Origin of the sequence: Streptomyces sp. CA-106110, from assembly GCF_050936285.1 — a bacterium.
GTDB lineage: Bacteria > Actinomycetota > Actinomycetes > Streptomycetales > Streptomycetaceae > Streptomyces.
In genome coordinates, this window is the sequence record NZ_JBNJNB010000001.1 from 7,009,658 (window position 1) to 7,029,264 (window position 19,607).

Here is a 19,607-nt window from a genome sequence, read left to right on the forward strand (position 1 = left end):
GCCTGGCCCCAATCCTTCCGGTCGGCGGACAGCGGGCAGTGAGCCCGCCCAAGGGGACGGACCGGGCCGCCTACGTCGCACTCGATACGTCCAGCGCAAGGGGAATGCGGGATCGCCTACGGGACGAGAGTCCTACGGCGACGGAGGGTCCGTAGTAGTCGCCGGATTCACGGCCGGCCGGGGAGGACGGGAAAGCCGTCCGCAGGGCGAAGGGACCCAGGTGTCAGCTGATCGCTCACGTTGGCGAGGTATGCGAAATGCAGAGCGCCGAAGCCGTACTGGGGATCATTCGCGAACGCGGCCGAAGGGGGCTGCCTCTGGAACGTCTCTACCGGCACTTGTTCAACCCGGAGTTGTACCTGCTGGCCTACGGGCGGATCTACCGCAATGCCGGTGCGATGACGCCCGGCAGCACGAAGGAGACAGCGGACGGGATGCGCCTGAGCAAGATCCAGGCGATCACCGAGGCTCTCCGGCAGGAGCGCTACCGCTGGACCCCCGTGCGGCGCGTCTACATCGAGAAGAAGGGACAGCCGAAGAAGAAGCGCCCGCTCGGGCTGCCGACATGGTCGGACAAACTGCTGCAAGAAGTGATCCGGCTCCTGCTGGAGGCGTACTACGAGCCGCAGTTCTCCGATCGCTCCCACGGGTTCCGGCCCGGACGGGGCTGTCACACCGCCCTGCAGAGCATCAGCCCCGGTTGGCGGGGCACCACGTGGTTCATCGAAGGCGACATCACCGACTGTTTCGGATCGCTCGACCACTCGATCATGAGGTCGATCCTGGCTGAGAAGATCCGCGACAACCGGTTCCTGCGTCTGATCGACGGACTGCTCCAGGCCGGGTACTTGGAAGACTGGCGCTACCACACAACGCTCAGCGGCTGTCCGCAAGGCGGCGTGGTCTCACCCGTCATGTCCAATATCTACCTGGACCGGCTTGACAAGTACTGTGAGTCGAACCTGCTGCCCGCCCACAACCGTGGAACCCAGCGCCGGTTCAACCGGCCCTACATGCGGTTACGTGACGCCGCCCGCCACCAGGAGAAGATCGGGAACCGCGACCAGGCAAAGGCGCTGTGGCAACAGATGCAGCGCCTACCCTCGCGCGACCCGCTCGACCCGGGGTTCCGGCGGCTTCGCTACTGCCGCTACGCCGACGACTGGCTACTGGGGTTCACCGGTCCCAAGCGGGAGGCCGAGGAGATGAAGGCCGACATCGGCAAGTTCCTGCGCGACGAACTGAAGCTGGAACTCTCCCCGAGCAAGACCTTGATCACCCACGGGCGGACTCGTCCCGCGCGGTTCCTCGGCTACGAGATCACGGTCTACCACGCCGACAACAAGCACTCCCAGCACGGCTGGCGCAGCATCAACGCGCAGATCGGGCTCAAAGTGCCTGTGCATGTCGCGCGAGACAAGGCCAGGCCCTACCTGCAACGCGGCAAACCGATCCACCGGACCGAGCGCATGACCGACAGTGACTTCTCGATCATCGCCCAGTACCAGGCGGAGTACCGGGGCGTCGTGAACTACTACCAGCTGGCAGTCAACCGGCACTCGTTCGAATGGTTGAAGTACGTCATGCAGCGCTCGCTGACCAAGACGCTCGCGCACAAGTTCCGCATCAGCGTCCCCGAGGTCTACAAGCGCTACCGTGCCGTCCTCGCCACCGACCGAGGTCCCCGCGCGGGACTTCAGGTCGTCATCGAACGGGACGACGGGAAGAAACCGCTGGTGGCCCAATGGGGAGGGATCTCCCTGGCCCGCAGGACCATGGTCCGGGCCCTTGACGATCAACCCCCGAAGGTCTGGAGCAACCAACGGTCCGAACTGGTGCAACGACTCCTCGCCGAGACCTGCGAGCTCTGCGGGTCGCAGCAGGACGTCGAGGTCCACCATGTCCGACACCTGAAGGACCTCCAGAAGAAGGGACGGGCCCCGAAGCCCGCATGGGCCGAGCGGATGGCCAGCCGCCGCCGCAAGACCCTGATCGTCTGCCGCAGCTGTCACCACGCCATCCACGCCGGACGGCCTACCCGACAGCAACCGCGGACTGCGGCACTGGAGAGCCGGGTGCGGTGACAAGCCGCACGCCCGGTTCGGGAAGGGGCCGTCGGAAAAGGGCCTGGTCACAGGCACCTCGCTGGCGGCCTACTTCACCCTTCCCAACCGGCGCTGCGAACGCTGGCCTACTCGGTGACCATCAATCGATCACTCGGGAAGGTACGCCTTCGCGTGGCACCCGAGCACCGATCCACAGGTCCTGAGCTGGCATCGCTCCGTCGGCGGGACGTCGACACTGAGAACGCCGTTCTCATGGTCCAGCGCTCGCAGGCAGAGATGCAGACGGGAGCTCTCTTCGACAAGGCTCCGAAGTCGGATGCCGGTGTCCGGCCGGTGGCCTTCCCGACCGAACTCCTGCCGGACATGAAGCGGCACCTCGATGCCTACGCCGGGTCCGGTCGTGACGGTCACGTCTTTCTCGGTTCCCAGGGCGGCCGGCTCCGCCGGAGCAACTTCCGGGACGACTGGATCAAAGCCAGGAAGAACGCGGGCATCACGGCAGACGTGCACTTCCACGATCTTCGGCACACGGGGAACACCCTCGCCGCGTCCGGTGCGAGCCTGCGTGAGCTGATGACCAGGATGGGCCACAGCACGCCCCGCGCCACGTTGATCTATCAGCACATGGTCAACGGTCGCGACCGCGAGATCGCCGATCGGCTCGGCTCGATGATCCGCACAGAGCGGGGTGATGTGGACACTTAGAGGTCGTTGCATTTGCTGGCATCGGTAGCCTGAAGCCATGGAGTTCGGGGCCGAGACTTTGTGCCGGGTCTGCGGACTGGACGCGGGCGAGGTGCGCTTCGATGAGTTCGCCTGCTCGCTCCCGGCATCTGCGACTGTTGCGGAACGGAGTCGGGATACGGCGACGAGAAGGTAGAACAGGTGCGTCAGCTGCGCCGAAGCTGGCTCGATCATGGTGTTCACTGGAATCGGCCGAAGTCTCGGCCTCTCACGTGGGACCTACGTCAACAGCTGGCCGGCATTCCGCCGCAGTGGCTCCGACTCAGGCCGCCTGGCGCTTTGGCGGGTCTTCGAACTTGAGCGGTGCGTCTCATCAGGGACGCTGACTGTTCGTCACGGTGGGTGATATGCGTGGCGGGACTGGCCCCCGGACGCAGGACGCCCGTGGTCCTGGTTGATCATTTCTGTTCTCTACGCAGAAGAATCATTGGGGAGCCACGGGCTTGGTCAACGATACGACGTTGCTGCTGGGTCTCGACGGGGTGTCCGTCGTGCGGGTCGAGTCACTGGCCGACGGGACGCGTCGGGTGCACCTGACCACGGCGGACGAGGCGGCGCGGGCCTGCCCCTCCTGCGGGGTCATCGCCTCCCGGGTGAAGGGGCCGGCGGTGACCCGGCCGTGTGACATCCCCTACGGAGAGCGGAGGTTGGAGTTCTTCTGGCACAAGCGCCGCTGGTGGTGCCGCGAGCCGGAGTGCCCGAGGAAGTCGTTCACCGAGAGCATTGCCCAGATACCGGCCGGAGCGTGGATCACCGCCCGGCTGCGCCAGGCGGCTGGGCGCCGGGTGCGCGATGCCGGCTCCACGGTCATCCAGGCTGCCCGCGACCTGCATCTGTCCTGGCCGACGGTGATGCGCGCCTTCCGTATATCGGCGCGCGAGGTCGTCGATGCCCCGCTGCCCAAGGTGACGGTGCTGGGCATCGACGAGACCCGGCGGGGCAAGACGAAGTGGGAGCAGGACCCCGAAAGCGGCAAGTGGCATCTGACCCGGGACCGGTGGCACACCGGGTTTGTCGACGCGCTGGGCCACGGCGGGCTGCTTGGCCAGGTCGAGGGCCGCGCCGTCGCCGACGTCCTGGCCTGGCTGTCCACCACACCGCTGACCTGGCGCAAGAACATCCGCCACGTCGCCATCGACATGTCGGCCACCTACCGCGCCGCGATCCGCACCGGCCTGCCCGACGCCATCGTCGTGGTCGACCACTTCCACGTCGTCCAGCTCGCCAACAAGATGCTCTCCACCGTCCGGCGCCGCACCACCGCCGAGATCCGGGGCCGACGCGGACGCGCCACCGACCCGGAGTGGAAGGCCCGCAACCGCCTCCTGCGCAACCGCGAGGACCTCACCCACGAGCAGTTCGAACGGATGTGGAACCCGCTCCTGGACCAAGGATCGATCGGACAGCGACTGCTGACCGCGTGGATCGCCAAGGAGAGCCTGCGCACCCTGCTCGCGCTGGCCCGCACCAGCGCCGTCCGCGAACAAATCGGCCATGCCAGATGGAAGTTCCTGACCTGGTGCGCAAACAGCGACATCCCCGAGGTCACCAAGCTCGCCGCCACCGTCGACCGCTGGTGGCCCGAGATCGCCGCCTTCATCGACACCGGCCACCACAACGCCAAAAGCGAAGGGATCAACCGCGTGATCAAGCTCGTCGCCCGCAACGCCTTCGGGTTCCTTGCATTTTGAGTTCCCGGTCACTCCGGGTGATGCGGGCTGGTCGGGGGTCTGTAGGTAGGGCGGGGAAGTTTCGGCCTGTTCCGTGAGCCTTTGGGGCGGCCGGGCCCTGCGGGCCGGGGTTTCGGCGCCCTGGTGATCGCGGGCAGTTTCGCGCGGAGGCGGCGAAACCCCAACCGGACCCGGTAGGGGCTCAAGGTGGCGTCGACGGGCGGACGGGCCTGCCAGGGGCGGCGGAGATCGTCGACGAGGTCCCGGGCGAGATACAGCTGCGCGTATGCGGCCAGGACGAGCGCTATCCACCGGTCGACGGCTTCGGCTGCGTCCAGGCGCGCGGCGCCCAGGCCGAGGTGGCCCTTGACGAACCGGTGGAAGTGTTCCTGGTCGAAGCGGCGCATGTACGCCATCCACATCAGAACGGGGTCGGCGGGCTGGGGGCCAAGGTGCCACAGCCACAAGTCCTTCTCCGTGCCGCCGCCGTGCGGCAGCCGCTCGACCTGCACCTGCAGGACGGTGCCGCGCACGATGGGTAGGGACTCGTCCTCGGGCCAGTCGCTCCACCAACTGGAGCGGCGGGTCAGCTGCTGGTGCAGGTTGTGCCAGGCGCGGATGGTCACCTTCCCGTACCGGTCGCTGTCAAGGCTGACTTCGCTGTCGGGGGCCGGGCGGGTGTCGGGGCGGGCGCAGGAGAACTCCGCGCCGTGCCGCTGGGGGCGCCCGTTGGTGCCGGGCAGCCTTGGCGGCGGGTCGAAGTGGAAGCGCCGGTTGCCGCGCAGTCGCACCAGGAGCTGGACGGGCAGGCAGTCCAGCTCGGTGGCCAGTTCCGCGCCCCGGTAGCCGGCGTCCAGCAGGATCAACGGGGGCGGGTCGCCCAGCTGCCAGCGGCGGGTGGCCTGCAGGTCTGCCAGCAGGGTGCGGATCTGCCGCAGGGCGACCTCGCCGGCTTGCTCGGTGGGGCGCACCCGCCGCGCCTCCAGCGGCTGCACCCAGGAGGTGGCGCCCCAGCCGATGCCGACCAGGATGCTGTAGTCCCAGCCGGGCAGGAACATGTCCGGCCCCTTGGTGCGGACCATCACCATGGTCCGCTGGTCGGCGAAGCGCGCGTCGGGACGGGCCAGCGGGGTGGTGTCGATGGCGAACATCAGCGGCTCGCCCGCCCGGGCCGGGGACAGGCGCTGGACCAGGGCCTGCCGCAGCCGGTCGGCCGAGACCCCTCCGTGGTGCAGCGCGTCGTACACCGAACTGTGCCGCCGGAGGAACTCCGGCTCCAGCGACAGCTCCACCGGCGACTGCACCGGACCAGCGGTGCACAGCATCGCATCGGCGAGTTCGAACAGCGCATCGCCCCGACGGTACAAACAGGAGCGCAACTGACTTCGAAACGCGGCCAGTTCATGCAGGGCATCGACACCGGGCGTGGGAGAAGGAAGAGTGTGCATCACGGCCTTTGCCTGATCGACTGTCAACTCGTGGCGAGAAGACACGATCATGCAAAGGCCGCCCTGTTGTCATAAGAACCGCGGAATCCGTCCCGCCCCCGACCAGCCCGCATCACCCGGAGTGACCGGGAACTCAAAATGCAAGGGTTCCGTCACGGCAGCTGTAAGTCTTGATCTTCATAGTGAGGTCAGCAGGTCGCGGTGGCGGCCACGTTGTTCCACTGTCGGTGGCAGGCGGTGGCTCGGTGCTGATGCCGGCGTCGCCAGGCGGACCAGTGCAGCACGTGGGTCAGGTCGCGGCGGGGCGTGGGGATGACGGTTGCCCGCAGGACGGCGAGGAGTTCGCGGGGGCTGGCGGGAACGAGCTCGGCGCCGGTGGTGTCGGCGGTGTGTGTACGCGCGCGGGTGACGGCCAGGACCGCCGCGGCCAGCAGGCTGATCAGGCTCCAGCGCATCCACGAGTTCCAGCAGGTCACCTGCCCCTGGTCGAGCCCCGCGTGGTCCTTCGCCCCTTGGAAGTTTTCCTCGATCCTCCACCTGGTGCAGATGATGTCCACAAGGTGCGCGAGGCTGACGGGGGTGGCCGACTGGCAGCGGTAGAAGGAGAGTTCGCGGGTGTAGCGGTGGCGACGCACGACGAGGAATGAGTGCCCTGAGGCGGACGCGTAGCCCTCGAGGGCGTCGTCGGCGAGCACGTCGATCAGGGCCCAGTCGTAGTGGCGGTCTGCCTTGCGGCCGTGCCCGGTCCGCATCCGCATCCACGCCCGTCCGGGCACCTTTCGGGCCAGCTCGGCCGCCGGATGGCGGCCGGTGGCGGTGGTGGCGCGGTGGTCGGTCTTGACCGCCATGGCGTAGTCGAAGCCCAGAGCGCGGGCAGCGCGGCGCAGCTCGAGGCCGCCGTAGACTTCGTCGCCGGTGATCCAGCGCGCGCGGATGCCCAGGGCGCGGGCGCGGTGCAGCATGGTGATCGCCAGCTGGGGCTTGGTGGCGAAGCACACCTCGTCCGGCACGTGCCGCAGCAGCCGGCGCTCCTCGTCCTCGGCCCAGCCCGCCGGCAGGTACAGCTCCCGGTCGACCAGCGCGTGTCCGCGGGGCGAGGCATAGGTCAGGTGGACAGCGACCTGGCACAGGCCCACCCCGCCCAGCGCGCCGGAGTACTGGTGGGCCGCGCCAACGCAGTCGGTCGAGGACTTCGCGTCCCCCGTCTCGTCCAGGACCAACACTGCTTGCTCGTCAGCGAGTTGACCACAAGCCCAGGCGGCCAGCCTGTCCCGGGCCGCATCATGGTCCCAGGCGCCACGGGAGAGGAAGTGCTGCAGCCGGTGCGGGCCGTCGTGACCAAGCGCCTCAGACAGCGTCCAGCAGTTGCGCCGCTCCAGCTCCATCAGCATCGCCTGCGTCATCTCCCGCGCCAGCAGCCGCGAGTCCCGTCGCGGGAAGCAGTCCGCGAGCTGCCCCATCAGCTCCCCGAACGCCGTCGTCCACTCCTGCCGGGCTACCGTGGCCTCCACGGCCACCACGTCATACGTCGACTCCACAATCGACCATGATCGAGGTGGCCGTTCCCATCCCCGCACCCGCCCCGCTGACCTGCATGAACAGCTCAACGATCAAGACTTACAGCTGCCGTGTCCGTAACGCCGACAACCAACGCCTACGGACACGCTGCGTCACCACCCGCCGAGCCCGCGGACACCTCTGCACCGCTCAACTTTGAAGACCCGCTTTGGCGGACTTTGTGGCACGCGAGTGGCACGCCCGTGATCATGCGAAAGGGCCAGTTCGAGAGGATCAAGCCTCTGAACTGGCCCTTTGCGTTGTGCCTCCGGCAGGATTCGAACCTGCGACACCCGCTTTAGGAGTTCATTCATAGCTACGAGCGCGCTGCCGTGTTGCTACTCCAAGGGCTCAAGGCAGTCCCCCTGCTGCCGCCAAGGTCCCTATGTGTACGGCTCTGTTGCCGTCATCTTCTGCCGTCAGGATCCGCTAAGCGTGAATCCCAGGACCCCGTTGATGTACTTCGCTGCTGTACCGCAGCGAGTCGGCCTGCAGGTACACGTGACTCGTGGTCGCCCCGCCCGAGGGCCACGTCTGCGGCCCGGCGTCGTCCCGGGCTTCCGCTGTGAGCTGGGCCCGCTAGTGTGCCGGCTTCTCCCCCTCGCCCTTCTTAGCCCCGGGAGGCCCTACGACGCCGCAGCACCAGGTAACCGCCTGCGGCCACCAGCGCGGCCGCGGCGCCCGACAGCAGTCCCACAGGAGCGCTGCTGCCGGTCTCGGCGAGGTTGCCGCCGCCCTGCGCGGACGGGGACGAGGAAGCCGACGGCGTCGCCCCGCCCGCACCGGAGGACGAGGTCGGCGAGGCGGTCGAACCGGCAGAGCCCGAGGGCGACGCGGACGACGAGGGCGACGAGGGCGACGCGGACGACGAGGGCGACGAGGGCGACGAGGGCGACGCGGACGACGAAGACGACACGGAGGCGGACGGCGTCGAACCACCACCACCGCCCTCGGAGTCCTCGCAGTCCGTCCAGAACACCTTCTGCTTGGCGGCGCCCTTCTCGCCGTCGAAGTTCCAGAACAGCTTGTAGTGCCCGTCGGGCAGCGACAGGTCCCCCGTACGGCCGTGGCCCTCGGCATCCAGGGTGATGGCCCCGGACTTCACGGTCTCACCCTTGGTGGCGGCGGTCGGAGCCCAGGCCTCGATGTGCCAGTCGACCTTCTGGACCGCGTCGAAGCCGAAGGCGTCGAGGTAGAACGTGCAGACGTGCGGTTCGTTGCGGCGCAACTCTTCGCCTGTCTTGGCGTCGTGGATCTTCACCGTCCCGTTGTCACCGGGAGCGGTGGCGTGCGCGGCGGGCATGGCGAGGGCGGAGAGGGCCAGGGCGCCAGAGACGGCGGCCACAGTGGCTCGTATACGCATGCGTTCCCCAGGTGGAGAAAAGGGGCCGGCGCCGGTCGTTCCTCGCGGTACGTCGTCGGCGCGGGGCCCAATGATCGTGGAGTACTCACGTGATCAGATCCCTGACGGGTGGGGGCGGTTGTACGGGAATTTGAATTTTCTGCCAGCGGCCTGTCAGTCGTCGTGGCGGCGGCCATCCTGGGCTTCCTGTGGAGTGGTCGACCGCCGCCTTCGCGCGGGACCACGCATTACGAGTTGTCCGATCTTGGTCCGGGGATGTCCATGAGCGTCCGTGAAACAGGCATCGCGTCTGCCGGCCGCGATCCTGCTGTGGGCGCTGGTGCTGTTCGGCTCCTACTGCTGGGCCGAACGCATCTTCCTGATCATGTCGCTGGCGTTCTTCGCCTACCCGATCGCGATGATCCTCGGCCACCCCGACTGGGGCGCCGTCGGCCACCACCTGGTCGTCCCGCACATGGAGCCGAGCAAGGACTTCATCCTGCTGGCGGTCGCGTTGATCGGTACGACCGTCAGCCCGTACATGCAGTTCTACGCCGCCGCAGGCGTCGTCGACCGCGGCGCCAAGCCCGCCGACTACCCCCTCATCCGCGCCGACGCCATCCTCGGTGCGGTCTTCGCCTGCGTCATCAGCCTGACGATCATCATCGCCACCGCTTCCGTCATCGGCGGCAGTGGCCCGCTGGACTCCGCCGCCCAGGCGGCCGAGGCCCTCAAGCCGGTCGCAGGCCAGAACGCCGAGCTGCTCTTCGCGCTCGGACTGATCGGTGCCTCCGCCCTGGCCGGCGCCGTCGTGCCCCTCTCCGCCAGCTACGCCATAGGAGAGGCGGCGGGCGTGGAACGCTCCGTCTCCCGCAGCTTCCGCGACGCCCCGCTGTTCCTGGGCCTGTTCACCGCCCAGATCATCCTGGGCGCCACGGTGGCCATGACCCCGGTCGACGTCATCCAGCTGCTGATCGGCACCCAGGTCCTTCAGGGCCTCATCAGCCCGATCGTCCTGGTCTACCTGCTGGTCCTGACCAACCGCCGCTCCGTCCTCGGCCAGGCCGCCAACGGCCCGCGCTACCGCATCGCCGCCACCGCCGTGGTCATCGGCGTCGCCGCCATGTCCACCATCCTGCTCGTCCAGACGATCCTCGGCTGGTTCGGTCTCGCCTGATCCCGGGATTTCACCCCGGCGTGCGGCGCCTCCATGCCCGGCTCGCTGCCGCCGGGGACTAGCGTCCCGCTGGGGACCCGAGCCGGCTCTTCTGCACGGAGCCGAAGGAGGACGATCTGCATGGCTGGTCACGCGGTGACCGAACTGTCGGCCAGTCAGCTCCCCGAGCTGACCACAGGGCGTCTGCTGTCCACGTGGCAGTTGGACGTCCCCGCGCTGCTACTGGTCGTCGCCCTGGGCGCGCTCTACGGCTGCGGCGTCGTGCGGCTCCGCCGCCGGGGCGCGCCCTGGCCGCCCGCCCGTGTCGCCGCCTTCGTGCTGCTCGGCCTGGGCGGACTGGTCGTGGCCACGATGTCCGCCCTGGCCGTCTACGACCACGTGCTGTTCTGGCCGGCCGCCGTGCAGAACATCCTCCTCGACCTCGTCACACCCCTGGGCCTCGCCTTGGGCGACCCGCTGCGGCTGGCGGTGGAGGTGCTGCCGGAGGGCGCCGCCGGGCGGGTTCGCCGGGCCATGGCCGGCCGCCTGGTGCGGCTGCTGACGTTCCCCTTGGTCAGTACGGCCCTGGTGCTGGCCACCGAGCTGACGGTGTACTTCACGCCGTACTTCGAAACCGCCCTGCGGGTCGGATGGCTGCACGAGCTCATGTATCTGCACCTGCTGGCGGCAGGCTGCCTGTTCGTCGTACCAGTGCTGACCGACGAAGAGGCCCTGCCGGCCTGGTGCACGCACCCGGTGCGCGCAGGACTGGTGTTCCTGGATGGCATCGTCGACGCGGTCCCAGGCGTTGTCGTCATGACGCACGGCACGCTAATCGCGGGTGCCTGGTACCTGCACCACGCGCCGACCTGGTCCCCGGACGTCCAGCACGACCAGCAGCTCGGCGGCGGCGCGATGCTCAGCATCGCCGAACTCGTCGCACTGCCCTTCCTGCTGGCGATCCTGTTCCAGTGGGCGCGCGCTGAGCGGGCTCAGACCGCGGCACTGGACCGCCGCCTGGACGCCCAACTCGCCGTCGTCGTCCCCGCGCCCACGGCGGACCACCCCCCGGTACCGGCCCTTGAACGGGTACGTCCCTGGTGGGAGACGGAACAGAACGACGTGGCCGCCAGGATCCGACGTCAGCAAGGGGACGCCTGATCTGCACCCAGGCTCGTCTGGCCGTAGAGACGGGGGCTTTCCGTCGGATCGTTAAGGAATGTCCGAAGTGCGACTGATGTGCAGTTCAATGTTCCCAGGACGTTCCCATTCCGCACCCAAAGGCCTTCCAAGGTGGTTCCCTGGAAGGCCTTTAGCCTCATGTATTCAGCTATGAAGTGGAACTGACGCCTTGACAGCAGAAGGGTGCCTCTCACCTGCGATGATCTGGATTGCCTAGATCAAGAACGTCGCGAGGAAGAGGCACCCGGAAGGTGAAGAGTACCCGCTGGGACCACCGGCTCGGCGTGCGGGCCGACGACCGCAACCTCGTGGGGCACGCCGGCGTCGTGCTCCTGCGCAGGATCGCTGACAAGACCGGACTGACCACGGCCCTGGCCCGAGCCCTGCCCCAGGGAACCGGGCCGGGCTGGCGTGACCGCGGCGAGGCCCTGGTCATGCTCGCCTGCGCGATCATGCTCGGCGCCACCAACGTCCTGGAGGCCGAACAACTCCAGCACCACTGGCGGCGATTGTTCCCGCGCCCGATCTCAGACAGCACCCTGCGCCGCGCCCTGGAGGCGATCGACGGCCCGGCGGCGGCGCGGGTTGAGCGCGTCCGCGCTGCGATACGACGCGTGGTGTGGACGATGCTCGCCCTGCGCCCCGGGGGCTTTCCCTGGATCTCGGTGTGCGGGCGGGAGCTGGCCGGCTGGTACGTCCTGGATCTCGACGCGACCATCGTGACCTGCAGCAGCCGAAAGGAGGGGGCGGCCGGCACGTTCAAAGGCAGCTATGGGCATCATCCGCTGGGGGCGTGGGTGGCCAATACCCGCGAGTGCGCGGCGATGCTACTGCGGTGTGGCAACGCCGCCGCCAACGACGTCGCCGACCACAAGAGCGTCCTGGCCGCAGCTCTGCGCCAGCTACCGCTGCCCATATGGTCGAAGCTGCTGATCCGGATCGACGGTGCGGCCTTCAGTCACGCCCTCCTCGAGCACCTGCAGGCGCTGACCACCAGCCGGCGCCGCGTGCGCTGGGTGACCGGCTGGGCGATCAACACCGCGGACGAGCGGGCGATCGCGCTGCTGCCCGAGCAGGTGTGGACTTGCGCGCTGCGGCAGGACGGCCAGGTGCACGAGATCAAGGGCCCCGACGGCGAGTGGCTGTCTTACCAGGTCGCCGAGCTGACCGGGGTGCGCGACCTGACCGGCTGGCCCGAGGGGATGCGGCTGATCGTGCGCCGGGTAAAACCCTCGCGCCGGGATGCGAAGAAGCTGACCGCCTTCGAGAAGCGCACCGGCTGGCGCTACCAGATCATCGCCACCAACATCCCCGCCCACCACGGGCTTTCCGGGGTGCCAGCCTCCGGGCAGATGTGGTTCGTCGATGCCTTGTATCGCGATCACGCTGAGGTGGAGGACCGCGTGAAAGCAATCAAGCGGGTCGGGCTCGCCCTGCTGCCCTCGAAGTCCTGGCAGCTCAACGCCGCCTGGATCCTGGCCGCCGCCCTCGCGGCAGACCTCGACGCCTGGATGCGACTCCTCCTCCTGCATGACGAGCCGGAGCTGGCCGGTGCCGAGCCGGAGACGATCCGGATGAAGCTGTACCACCTGCCCGCCCGCCTCACCGCCCATGCCCGCCGACGCACCCTCCACCTCGACCGCACCTGGCCATGGGCGGCCGCGTTCGCCACCGCCTGGCAGCGCACCACCGAACTCCCGGCCGCCCCCTGACGGCTGGTCACCACCCCGACGAGGACCAGGAAGGAGAAGACCCGCACCACCCTCGGGTCCGTGGAACCCGACGCCCCCGCAGCGTCATGCGACGGCCCACCCCGACACGGCACGGGACATAACGGGCAGACAGCCGCCCATGGCGAGGCCGTCACGCCGCAGAACAATCGAGGTTAGTGCGTTGACCTGCAATTTTATGGTGCCCCCGGCAGGATTCGAACCTGCGACACCCGCTTTAGGAGCGAGGTTAGGTGACTGCGGTCGTGACCTGCGATTTCCTCACCTTGGCGGTGTCCGGCAGCACGTACCCCGACCCACCCCGATTCCCCGTGAGCCCCCGTCCTATCTGGCACGGATGTGGCACGACCGCTCTTCGTTCCGAAGCAATGCGAGCGACCGTAGCGTGGCGGGCCGTCCGGCGCTGCGCGGCCACCAGGTGGGCCCGGGGCATGAGGTGAGAACCGCAGTGGCCGCGAAAGGTCTCGCGGGCAGCCGGCCGTTACGGCATTACGGCAAGTCCTGGCGGCTCGACGGAAGCAACCCCTCAATGACCAGGACCGCAAGCGTTTCGGCCATGCGATTGATGTCCTGGGCCGTCTCCGACACTGGTTGCCCCAGACGGTTGTACAAGGGCTGATGGGTCAGAGCCAAGGCGGCCCCATGGATGGCCGCAAAGACCACTTGCGGCGGAACTTGAGGCATGCGACCGCTGTTCATCAGCCGCTGGATGACCGGCATCACTTTGGTCCAGAATTTACGACTATACCCGGCCAGGTAATCGAGTCGACCGGAATCATGAACCGACTCATCCGCAACGATGCGAGCCAAATGAGGGTGGCTCGTAGCGAGGGTAAGGAACCGGGTAATCACGATTCGCAACACCTCGGCGTCGTCCGTCTGCTCGAAGGTAGTGAAGAGATCCCCCCAGAGATCCTCCACGGCGAAGTCAATCACCGCACGCCAGAAATTCTCTTTCGAGCCGTATCGGTCATTTATGAAGTTGTGACTGACTTCGAGACGCTTTGCCAACTCCCGGACAGAGGTCGCCTGATAGCCGAGTTCGGAAAAAGTAATCAGACCCCGGCGAAGGATTTCTGCATCGTCGCGGGCGACCCGCCCGTCATTCCCCGGGAAAACTTCCCGACCTGGGGCCTCCTCAGGACTGGAAGGCACGACCCCGCCTCCCTTCTTCCGCGAGTGGTGGCACTCACATTGTGGTGCAGCGGGTCAGTCTACCCGTAGGCATCAGCCCAGGCCGCGCTGGCCATCCCCGTGGAGTCGCGCCTGGTGCACACCCCTTCCGCAGGGCTTGACAGTTGTCAGACTGCCGATAGTCTGACAACTGTCAAGCGCGCCCCGACGGCGCGCCGGGCGCGTCGTACAGCCGCAAAGTGATCGCGCAGTCGAATGGCCGACACAACCCCCGACCCCGCTGCGTCGTCGGCACAGGCACCTGATCGCCGGGGCGCGCAATAGGGCAGGAAAGTTCCATTCCGCCGATAGGAAATGATAATTCCCAATGATGGTGAAGAGTCGACTCAAGGCCGCCGGCATAGCTGCCGCGGCGACCATGGTGGCCACCGGGGGTCTCATCGCGACCGCCCCCAGCGCTAGCGCGTATGGAAACTGCTACCACTATGGGATGGCGGGATACGCGCAGGTATTCACCGACGACTACTACAACGGCAACTGCTACGAATGGCGGATAGGGGAGGGCCATTACCTCCCTAGCTACATGGCCTGGAAGGTCTCGTCGCTCAGAAGCTGGCCCCTCTACCCGGGCCAAATGGTGAAGATTGGTAACGATTACAATACCTTCTCATTCTATGCTGGCGATTGGCAGCCAAGCGCGTACTCCTCCTGGGACAACAACACCGACCTCGTGCGGTAGTAGCCGGCGCCGCGGTGCTCGCCGTCGCCGCCACGTCCGGCAGCGCGCACAGCGCCGTCCGGGTCCAGCCCCGAGCGGGTGCGCTTCCTGTCCAGCTGTCGTCCGCGCAGCGCGCGGAGCTCCTCGGGGCGGCCCGGGCCGGCCGAGCGGCCCCTGCCCGGTCGCTGCACCTCGGCGCCCAGGAGCAGTTGATCCCCAAGTCGGTCCTCAAGGACGCCGATGGCACCGTGCACACCCGCTACGAGCGCACCTTCGCGGGCCTCCCGGTCCTCGGCGGCGACCTCGGCCGCCGACGGGGCCGCGAAAGCGGCCGACAAGGCCACCAACGCGACCATCAGCGTGCCGAGCACCACCGCGACCCGGTCCGCCGCCTCGGCCAAGACCTTCGCGATCGGCCGCGCCAGGGCCGAGGGCGCCACCAACCCGGCCGTCACCAGCTCCCGCAAGGTGGTCTGGGCAGCCCCCGGCGCACCGGTCCTCGCCTGGGAGTCCGTCGTCGACGGTCTGCAGGACGACGGCACGCCGACGCCAACGCCGCCGTGTACTCCAACATCAACGTCATCGGTCGCGCCGGTAACGCGCCGCGCACCCTGAAGGTCGACGTCAACATCGCCCAGATCTACCGCGGTGACTGGTCATCGACCTGGTGGCCCCGGACGGCAGCCTGTACCGGCTGAAGAAGTCCAACGGCTTCGACTCGGCCGCCAACATGGTCGCCACCTACACCGTCAACGCCTCCAGCGAGGCCGCCAACGGCACTTGGAAGCTGAAGGTCCAGGACGTCTACCACCTGGACAGCGGCTACATCAACAGCTGGAAGCTCACCTTCTGACCGGCGCCCCATCCCAGCCGGATCAGTGCTCCTGACCACCATCTGACTACCCACCAGCCATACGAGAGGTGCCTTACTGATGTCTAGAATCCGCCTGACGGCGGCGATATCCACAGGATTGATACTAGTTACCGGAGCCGTGCCCGCCTCCTTCGCGGCGCAGTCGGCAGCCACCGGCACCGCCACTCGTCCCGCCGCTGTACCGGGGGCTCGCTCCGCGACCGTGCGGCTGGTGACCGGTGACCAGGTGACCGTGACGACGCTGCCCGGCGGGCGGCACACCGCGTCGATGCAGCCCGGACCCGGGCGCGAGCAGATCCCCTTCCAGACGCTGGAGGGGGACGACAAGCAGTTGACCGTGCTGCCGTTCGACGCCGCGGGGCTGGTGAACGCTGGCACGCTGGACCGGCGGCTGTTTAACGTGACGGCCCTGATCGCCGATGGCTACGACGAGGCCCACACCTCCGCACTGCCGCTGATCGTCTCCTCCCAGCCGGAGCCGTCACGGGCCGGGGCCAGGGTCACCGCGCAGGCGGCGACGGCCGCCGCGGCCACCGCCGACCGGCTCCTGGCGCTCAACACGCCCGCGACGCCCGCCCGCAACCTGGAGAGCATCCACGCGCGGTCGCTGCGGGTCGCCGACCACGACCTGGGCGCCTTCTGGAAGACGCTGAACCCCGGCGGGACGTCGGACGCCGCCCGTGCCGCGGTTACCCCGCGGATCGCGCTGGACGGCAAGGTCAAGGCCATGCTGGACCGCAGCACTAAGCAGATCAACGCCCCCACCGCCTGGAACGCCGGATTCGAGGGCCAGGGCGTCAAGGTGGCCGTGCTGGACACCGGTGTCGACGCCAGCCACCCCGACCTGGCCGGCCGCATCGCCGAGGCCAAGGACTTCTCGGGCAGTGGGAACACCGTCGACCACTTCGGCCACGGCACGCACGTCGCCTCGATCGTCGGCGGCACCGGCGCCGCCTCCGGCGGCACTCGCCGGGGTGTCGCGCCCAAGGCCGACCTGCTGATCGGCAAGGTGCTGGGCGACGACGGCTACGGCGACGAGTCGGGCGTCATCGACGGCATGGAGTGGGCGGCCGGCGAGCACGCCAAGGTCGTCAACATGAGCCTCGGGGGCGACTTCGGCGACGGCACCGACCCGACGAGCCAGGCCCTCAACTCCCTGACCGCCTCCACCGGCACGCTCTTCGTCGTCGCGGCGGGCAACGACGGCCAGTTGGGCCCGTCCACCATCAACACGCCGGGCGCGGCCGACGCCGCGCTGACCGTCGGGGCCGTCGACCGCGACGACTCCCTCGCCCCCTTCTCCAGCCGCGGCCCGCGCCGGGGCGCCGACGCGGCGGTCAAGCCCGACGTGACCGCACCCGGGGTTGGCATCGTCGCCGCCCGCGCGGCCGGCACCACCCTGGGCGCCCCCGTCGACGCCAACTACGTCGCGCTGGACGGGACCTCCATGGCCACCCCGCACGTCGCCGGCGCCGCCGCGCTCCTCGCCCAGCAGCACCCCGACTGGGACGCCCAGCAGCTCAAGGACGCCCTGATCAGCACCGCCCACACCGTGCCCGGCACCCCGGTGACCTGGCAAGGCGGCGGCCGCATCGACCTGGCCGCGGCCATAGGCCCGGTCATCGCCACCGGATCCGTCACCCTCGCCCAGATCCACACCGGCGACACCGGCGGGCGGAGCGCCACCATCCGCTACACCAACACCGGCGATCACCCGATCACCCTCTCCCTGGCCGTCAACCTGGCCACCCAGGGCGGGCGGGCGCTCCCCGACGGAGTGGCCACCCTCGACTCCGGCACCGTGCAAATCGCCCCCGGCGCCACGGCCGAGGTACCGCTGCGCACCGACGCGACGCACGCCGTCCGCGGGCGGTACTACGGATACGTCACGGCGAAGTCCGCCGACGGCGCCGTGCTCGCCCACACCACCGTCTCCCTCGTGGTGCACGCCCCGCAGCACCGGCTGACCGTGGTCTACCGCGACCGCGCCGGCCAGATCGTGCCGGGCCGGCTGCCGGCCATCTGGGGCGCCGACGGCTGGGTGGAGTACACGGACCGCGACACGGCGACCGCCGTCGTGGAAGACGGCACGTACGACCTCAGCACCTTTTTCTGGAACGACCCGAATGTCGGCCTGGTCGCCGTCCCCGAGGTGAAGGTCACCAAGGACATGACGGTGACGCTGAACGCCGCCGAGCTCACCGCGGTGCAGATTCGCACGCCTCGCCCCGCAGAGCAGCGCGGCATTTTCAGCACCACGTACCGTCGTAAGATCGACGGTCGCAGCCTGACCCAGGGCGCCGTGTACAACTATCCGTTGAAGGTCTACGCCAACCCCACCGCTCCGGTCACCGACGGCGACTTCGAGTTCTCCGCGCGCACGCAGATGGTGGCCCCGCAACTGCAGGCGCAGGTCTCCGGGAGCTCACAGGAGTTCACCCCGTACTACTACCCGGCCTCGGCGGTCTTCGGGGACCAGGGCGCGCACCTGACCGCCGTGGACGCCGGCACGACGCAGGCACCCGACTTCAGCGGGGCGCGCGGCAAGCTGGCCGTCGTACGGGAGGACACCTCCGTCGGCTACGACATCACTGCGCTCGCGCAGGCCGCGGCGGACGCCGGTGCCAAAGCGCTGCTGCTGGTGCGGCCCGAGAGAGTTTCCGCTCCGACCGGGTGGCGGCCGGACCAGGACCCGGTGCGGTTCCCCCTGCCCACCATGCGGGCCTCCTGGAAGGACGGAACGGCCCTGCTGGAGCGCATGAAGAAGGGCACCACGACGGTGCAGTTCTCCGGCACGGTGCGCAGCCCGTATCTGTACGACCTGATGCAGGTCTCCAAGGGCTTCATCCCCGAGAACCTGGTCTACACCGTCTCGGAGCGGGACACCGCGGAGGTCCACAGCACCTACACCCGCACCGGTGCCTCGACCTGGGCGAGCGAGCAGCGTTTTGCGTGGCGGCCGTTCCAGGACTACTCATGGAACGACCGTACCCGCTTCGTTCCGGTGGGACAGGAACGCGTCGAGTACGTGAGCGGCGGGGACACGCTGTGGCGTCACGTCGTCAGCCACCAAGTCATTGGCGACGACGAAATTGCGTTGGGTGCCGGCATGCACGACGCCGCCCCGCATACCTACCAGCCCGGCCAGCAGGCCACGGAGCGGTGGTTCGGAGCGGTGGTCCGCCCGTCGATCCCGCGCGGTGTGGCCTGGCCGTCGGTGCGCAACGGCGACACCCTGTCGATGTACGTTCCGGAGTTCAACGACTCCGGCACCGGCCACTGGTCGTTCGCGGGATCAGGTGACTTCGGCAGCGTCGGCGACACGCACACAGCGGTGCTGTACCGCAACGGGGAACAGATCGCCACGTCCGACAACGGCGCGTGGGGCGACTTCGAGGTGCCCGCGGGCGACGCCGAATACCGGCTGGACCTGACGACCGCCCGCACCTCGGACGACTGGCACTTCGGCACCGACACGCACACCTCCTGGACGTTCCGCTCGGGCACCGCGGCCAGCAAGACTCTGCTGCCGCTGCTCCAGCTCGACTACAACGTACCGGTCGACGCTCAGAACGCGGTCGGCCCGGCGCGCGCACACACCCTCGGCCTGACCGTCCGCAACCAGGACGGCATGGCCGCGCCGAACGGCGTGACGCTGAAGGTCGAGGCCTCGTACGACGACGGGAAGAGCTGGACCACAGCGTCCACGACGCGGGACGGCAGCGGTGACGGGCAGTTCACCGCCACCGTCGGACGGCCGTCGGGCGTGCACGGCGACGCCTACGTGACGCTGCGGGTGACCGCGACGGACGCCGACGGCAACAGCGTCCAGCAGACCGTGAACCGCGCGTACCTGCACCACGGCACCATATGAGTCGCCGTAACCGGTGACGTGGACCGGTCCGGCTGAACCGCGGCGGGTGTCAGGGACTTTGGGCCCTGGCACCCGCCGCGTCATGCAACTGCACCGCCACCGTCGCCCATGT

The 19,607-nt window shown here is 68.6% G+C and carries 12 protein-coding genes and 1 pseudogene; 9 read left to right on the forward strand and 4 right to left on the reverse strand.

Annotated features, from left to right (window positions below):
* The first annotated feature begins 257 nt into the window (after positions 1–257).
* From ACQEXA_RS32335 to ACQEXA_RS32345, 3 genes are all read left to right on the forward strand, one after another.
* Positions 258–2,084, forward strand: a complete 1,827-nt coding sequence (locus ACQEXA_RS32335) for a reverse transcriptase domain-containing protein (RefSeq protein ID WP_432928850.1) — start codon at positions 258–260, stop codon at positions 2,082–2,084.
* Positions 2,085–2,237: 153 nt separating this feature from the next.
* Positions 2,238–2,771, forward strand: a complete 534-nt coding sequence (locus tag ACQEXA_RS32340; protein ID WP_432928852.1) for a tyrosine-type recombinase/integrase — start codon at positions 2,238–2,240, stop codon at positions 2,769–2,771.
* Positions 2,772–3,253: 482 nt separating this feature from the next.
* A complete protein-coding gene (locus ACQEXA_RS32345) occupies positions 3,254–4,501 on the forward strand; it encodes an ISL3 family transposase (protein WP_433131823.1) in 1,248 nt (415 codons plus the stop codon).
* An 8-nt stretch (positions 4,502–4,509) separates the two neighbouring features.
* Here the strand turns inward: ACQEXA_RS32345 and ACQEXA_RS32350 are convergent, their stop codons facing one another.
* The 3 genes from ACQEXA_RS32350 to ACQEXA_RS32360 form a co-directional block, all read right to left on the reverse strand.
* Complete coding sequence (locus ACQEXA_RS32350) at positions 4,510–5,979, reverse strand: transposase (protein WP_432928856.1); 1,470 nt, start codon at positions 5,977–5,979, stop codon at positions 4,510–4,512.
* Between the two features lie 137 nt (positions 5,980–6,116).
* Positions 6,117–7,466 carry an IS701 family transposase gene (locus ACQEXA_RS32355; RefSeq protein WP_432928858.1) on the reverse strand — a complete coding sequence of 450 codons (1,350 nt, stop codon included), beginning with the start codon at positions 7,464–7,466 and terminating at the stop codon, positions 6,117–6,119.
* A gap of 629 nt (positions 7,467–8,095) precedes the next feature.
* On the reverse strand, positions 8,096–8,848 hold the full coding sequence (locus ACQEXA_RS32360; RefSeq protein ID WP_433131825.1) for an LPXTG cell wall anchor domain-containing protein: 753 nt from the start codon (positions 8,846–8,848) through the stop codon (positions 8,096–8,098).
* Between the two features lie 271 nt (positions 8,849–9,119).
* Here ACQEXA_RS32360 and ACQEXA_RS32365 point away from each other — a divergent pair, with 271 nt between their 5' ends.
* The 3 genes from ACQEXA_RS32365 to ACQEXA_RS32375 all read left to right on the forward strand — a co-directional run bounded on the left by ACQEXA_RS32365 (position 9,120) and on the right by ACQEXA_RS32375 (position 12,877).
* Entirely contained in the window at positions 9,120–10,004 is an 885-nt protein-coding gene (locus ACQEXA_RS32365; protein WP_432928862.1) for an NRAMP family divalent metal transporter, read from the forward strand.
* Positions 10,005–10,124: 120 nt separating this feature from the next.
* Positions 10,125–11,144 (forward strand): cytochrome c oxidase assembly protein, encoded by a 1,020-nt coding sequence (locus ACQEXA_RS32370; protein ID WP_432928863.1) that lies wholly within the window; start codon positions 10,125–10,127, stop codon positions 11,142–11,144.
* A gap of 272 nt (positions 11,145–11,416) precedes the next feature.
* Entirely contained in the window at positions 11,417–12,877 is a 1,461-nt protein-coding gene (locus ACQEXA_RS32375) for an IS1380 family transposase (RefSeq protein ID WP_432933577.1), read from the forward strand.
* A gap of 507 nt (positions 12,878–13,384) precedes the next feature.
* On the opposite strand, the gene ACQEXA_RS32380 is transcribed toward ACQEXA_RS32375, so the two are convergent.
* Positions 13,385–14,050 carry a TetR/AcrR family transcriptional regulator gene (locus tag ACQEXA_RS32380; protein ID WP_432928865.1) on the reverse strand — a complete coding sequence of 222 codons (666 nt, stop codon included), beginning with the start codon at positions 14,048–14,050 and terminating at the stop codon, positions 13,385–13,387.
* Positions 14,051–14,396: 346 nt separating this feature from the next.
* On the opposite strand from ACQEXA_RS32380, the gene ACQEXA_RS32385 reads away from it, so the two are divergent.
* From ACQEXA_RS32385 to ACQEXA_RS32395, 3 genes and pseudogenes are all read left to right on the forward strand, one after another.
* On the forward strand, positions 14,397–14,768 hold the full coding sequence (locus tag ACQEXA_RS32385) for a hypothetical protein (protein ID WP_432928866.1): 372 nt from the start codon (positions 14,397–14,399) through the stop codon (positions 14,766–14,768).
* A gap of 524 nt (positions 14,769–15,292) precedes the next feature.
* Positions 15,293–15,600 (forward strand): annotated as a pseudogene (locus tag ACQEXA_RS32390) (proprotein convertase P-domain-containing protein); the annotation flags it as partial.
* 79 nt (positions 15,601–15,679) lie between these two features.
* Positions 15,680–19,495 (forward strand): S8 family serine peptidase, encoded by a 3,816-nt coding sequence (locus ACQEXA_RS32395; protein ID WP_432928868.1) that lies wholly within the window; start codon positions 15,680–15,682, stop codon positions 19,493–19,495.
* Positions 19,496–19,607 lie beyond the last annotated feature (112 nt).

Coding starts and splice junctions, on each gene's coding strand:
- ACQEXA_RS32335 (WP_432928850.1), top strand. CDS start 258: ATGCAGAGCGCCGAAGCCGTACTGGGGATCATTCGCGAACGCGGCCGA.
- ACQEXA_RS32350 (WP_432928856.1), bottom strand. CDS start 5,979: ATGATCGTGTCTTCTCGCCACGAGTTGACAGTCGATCAGGCAAAGGCC.
- ACQEXA_RS32360 (WP_433131825.1), bottom strand. CDS start 8,848: ATGCGTATACGAGCCACTGTGGCCGCCGTCTCTGGCGCCCTGGCCCTC.
- ACQEXA_RS32370 (WP_432928863.1), top strand. CDS start 10,125: ATGGCTGGTCACGCGGTGACCGAACTGTCGGCCAGTCAGCTCCCCGAG.
- ACQEXA_RS32385 (WP_432928866.1), top strand. CDS start 14,397: ATGATGGTGAAGAGTCGACTCAAGGCCGCCGGCATAGCTGCCGCGGCG.
- ACQEXA_RS32395 (WP_432928868.1), top strand. CDS start 15,680: ATGTCTAGAATCCGCCTGACGGCGGCGATATCCACAGGATTGATACTA.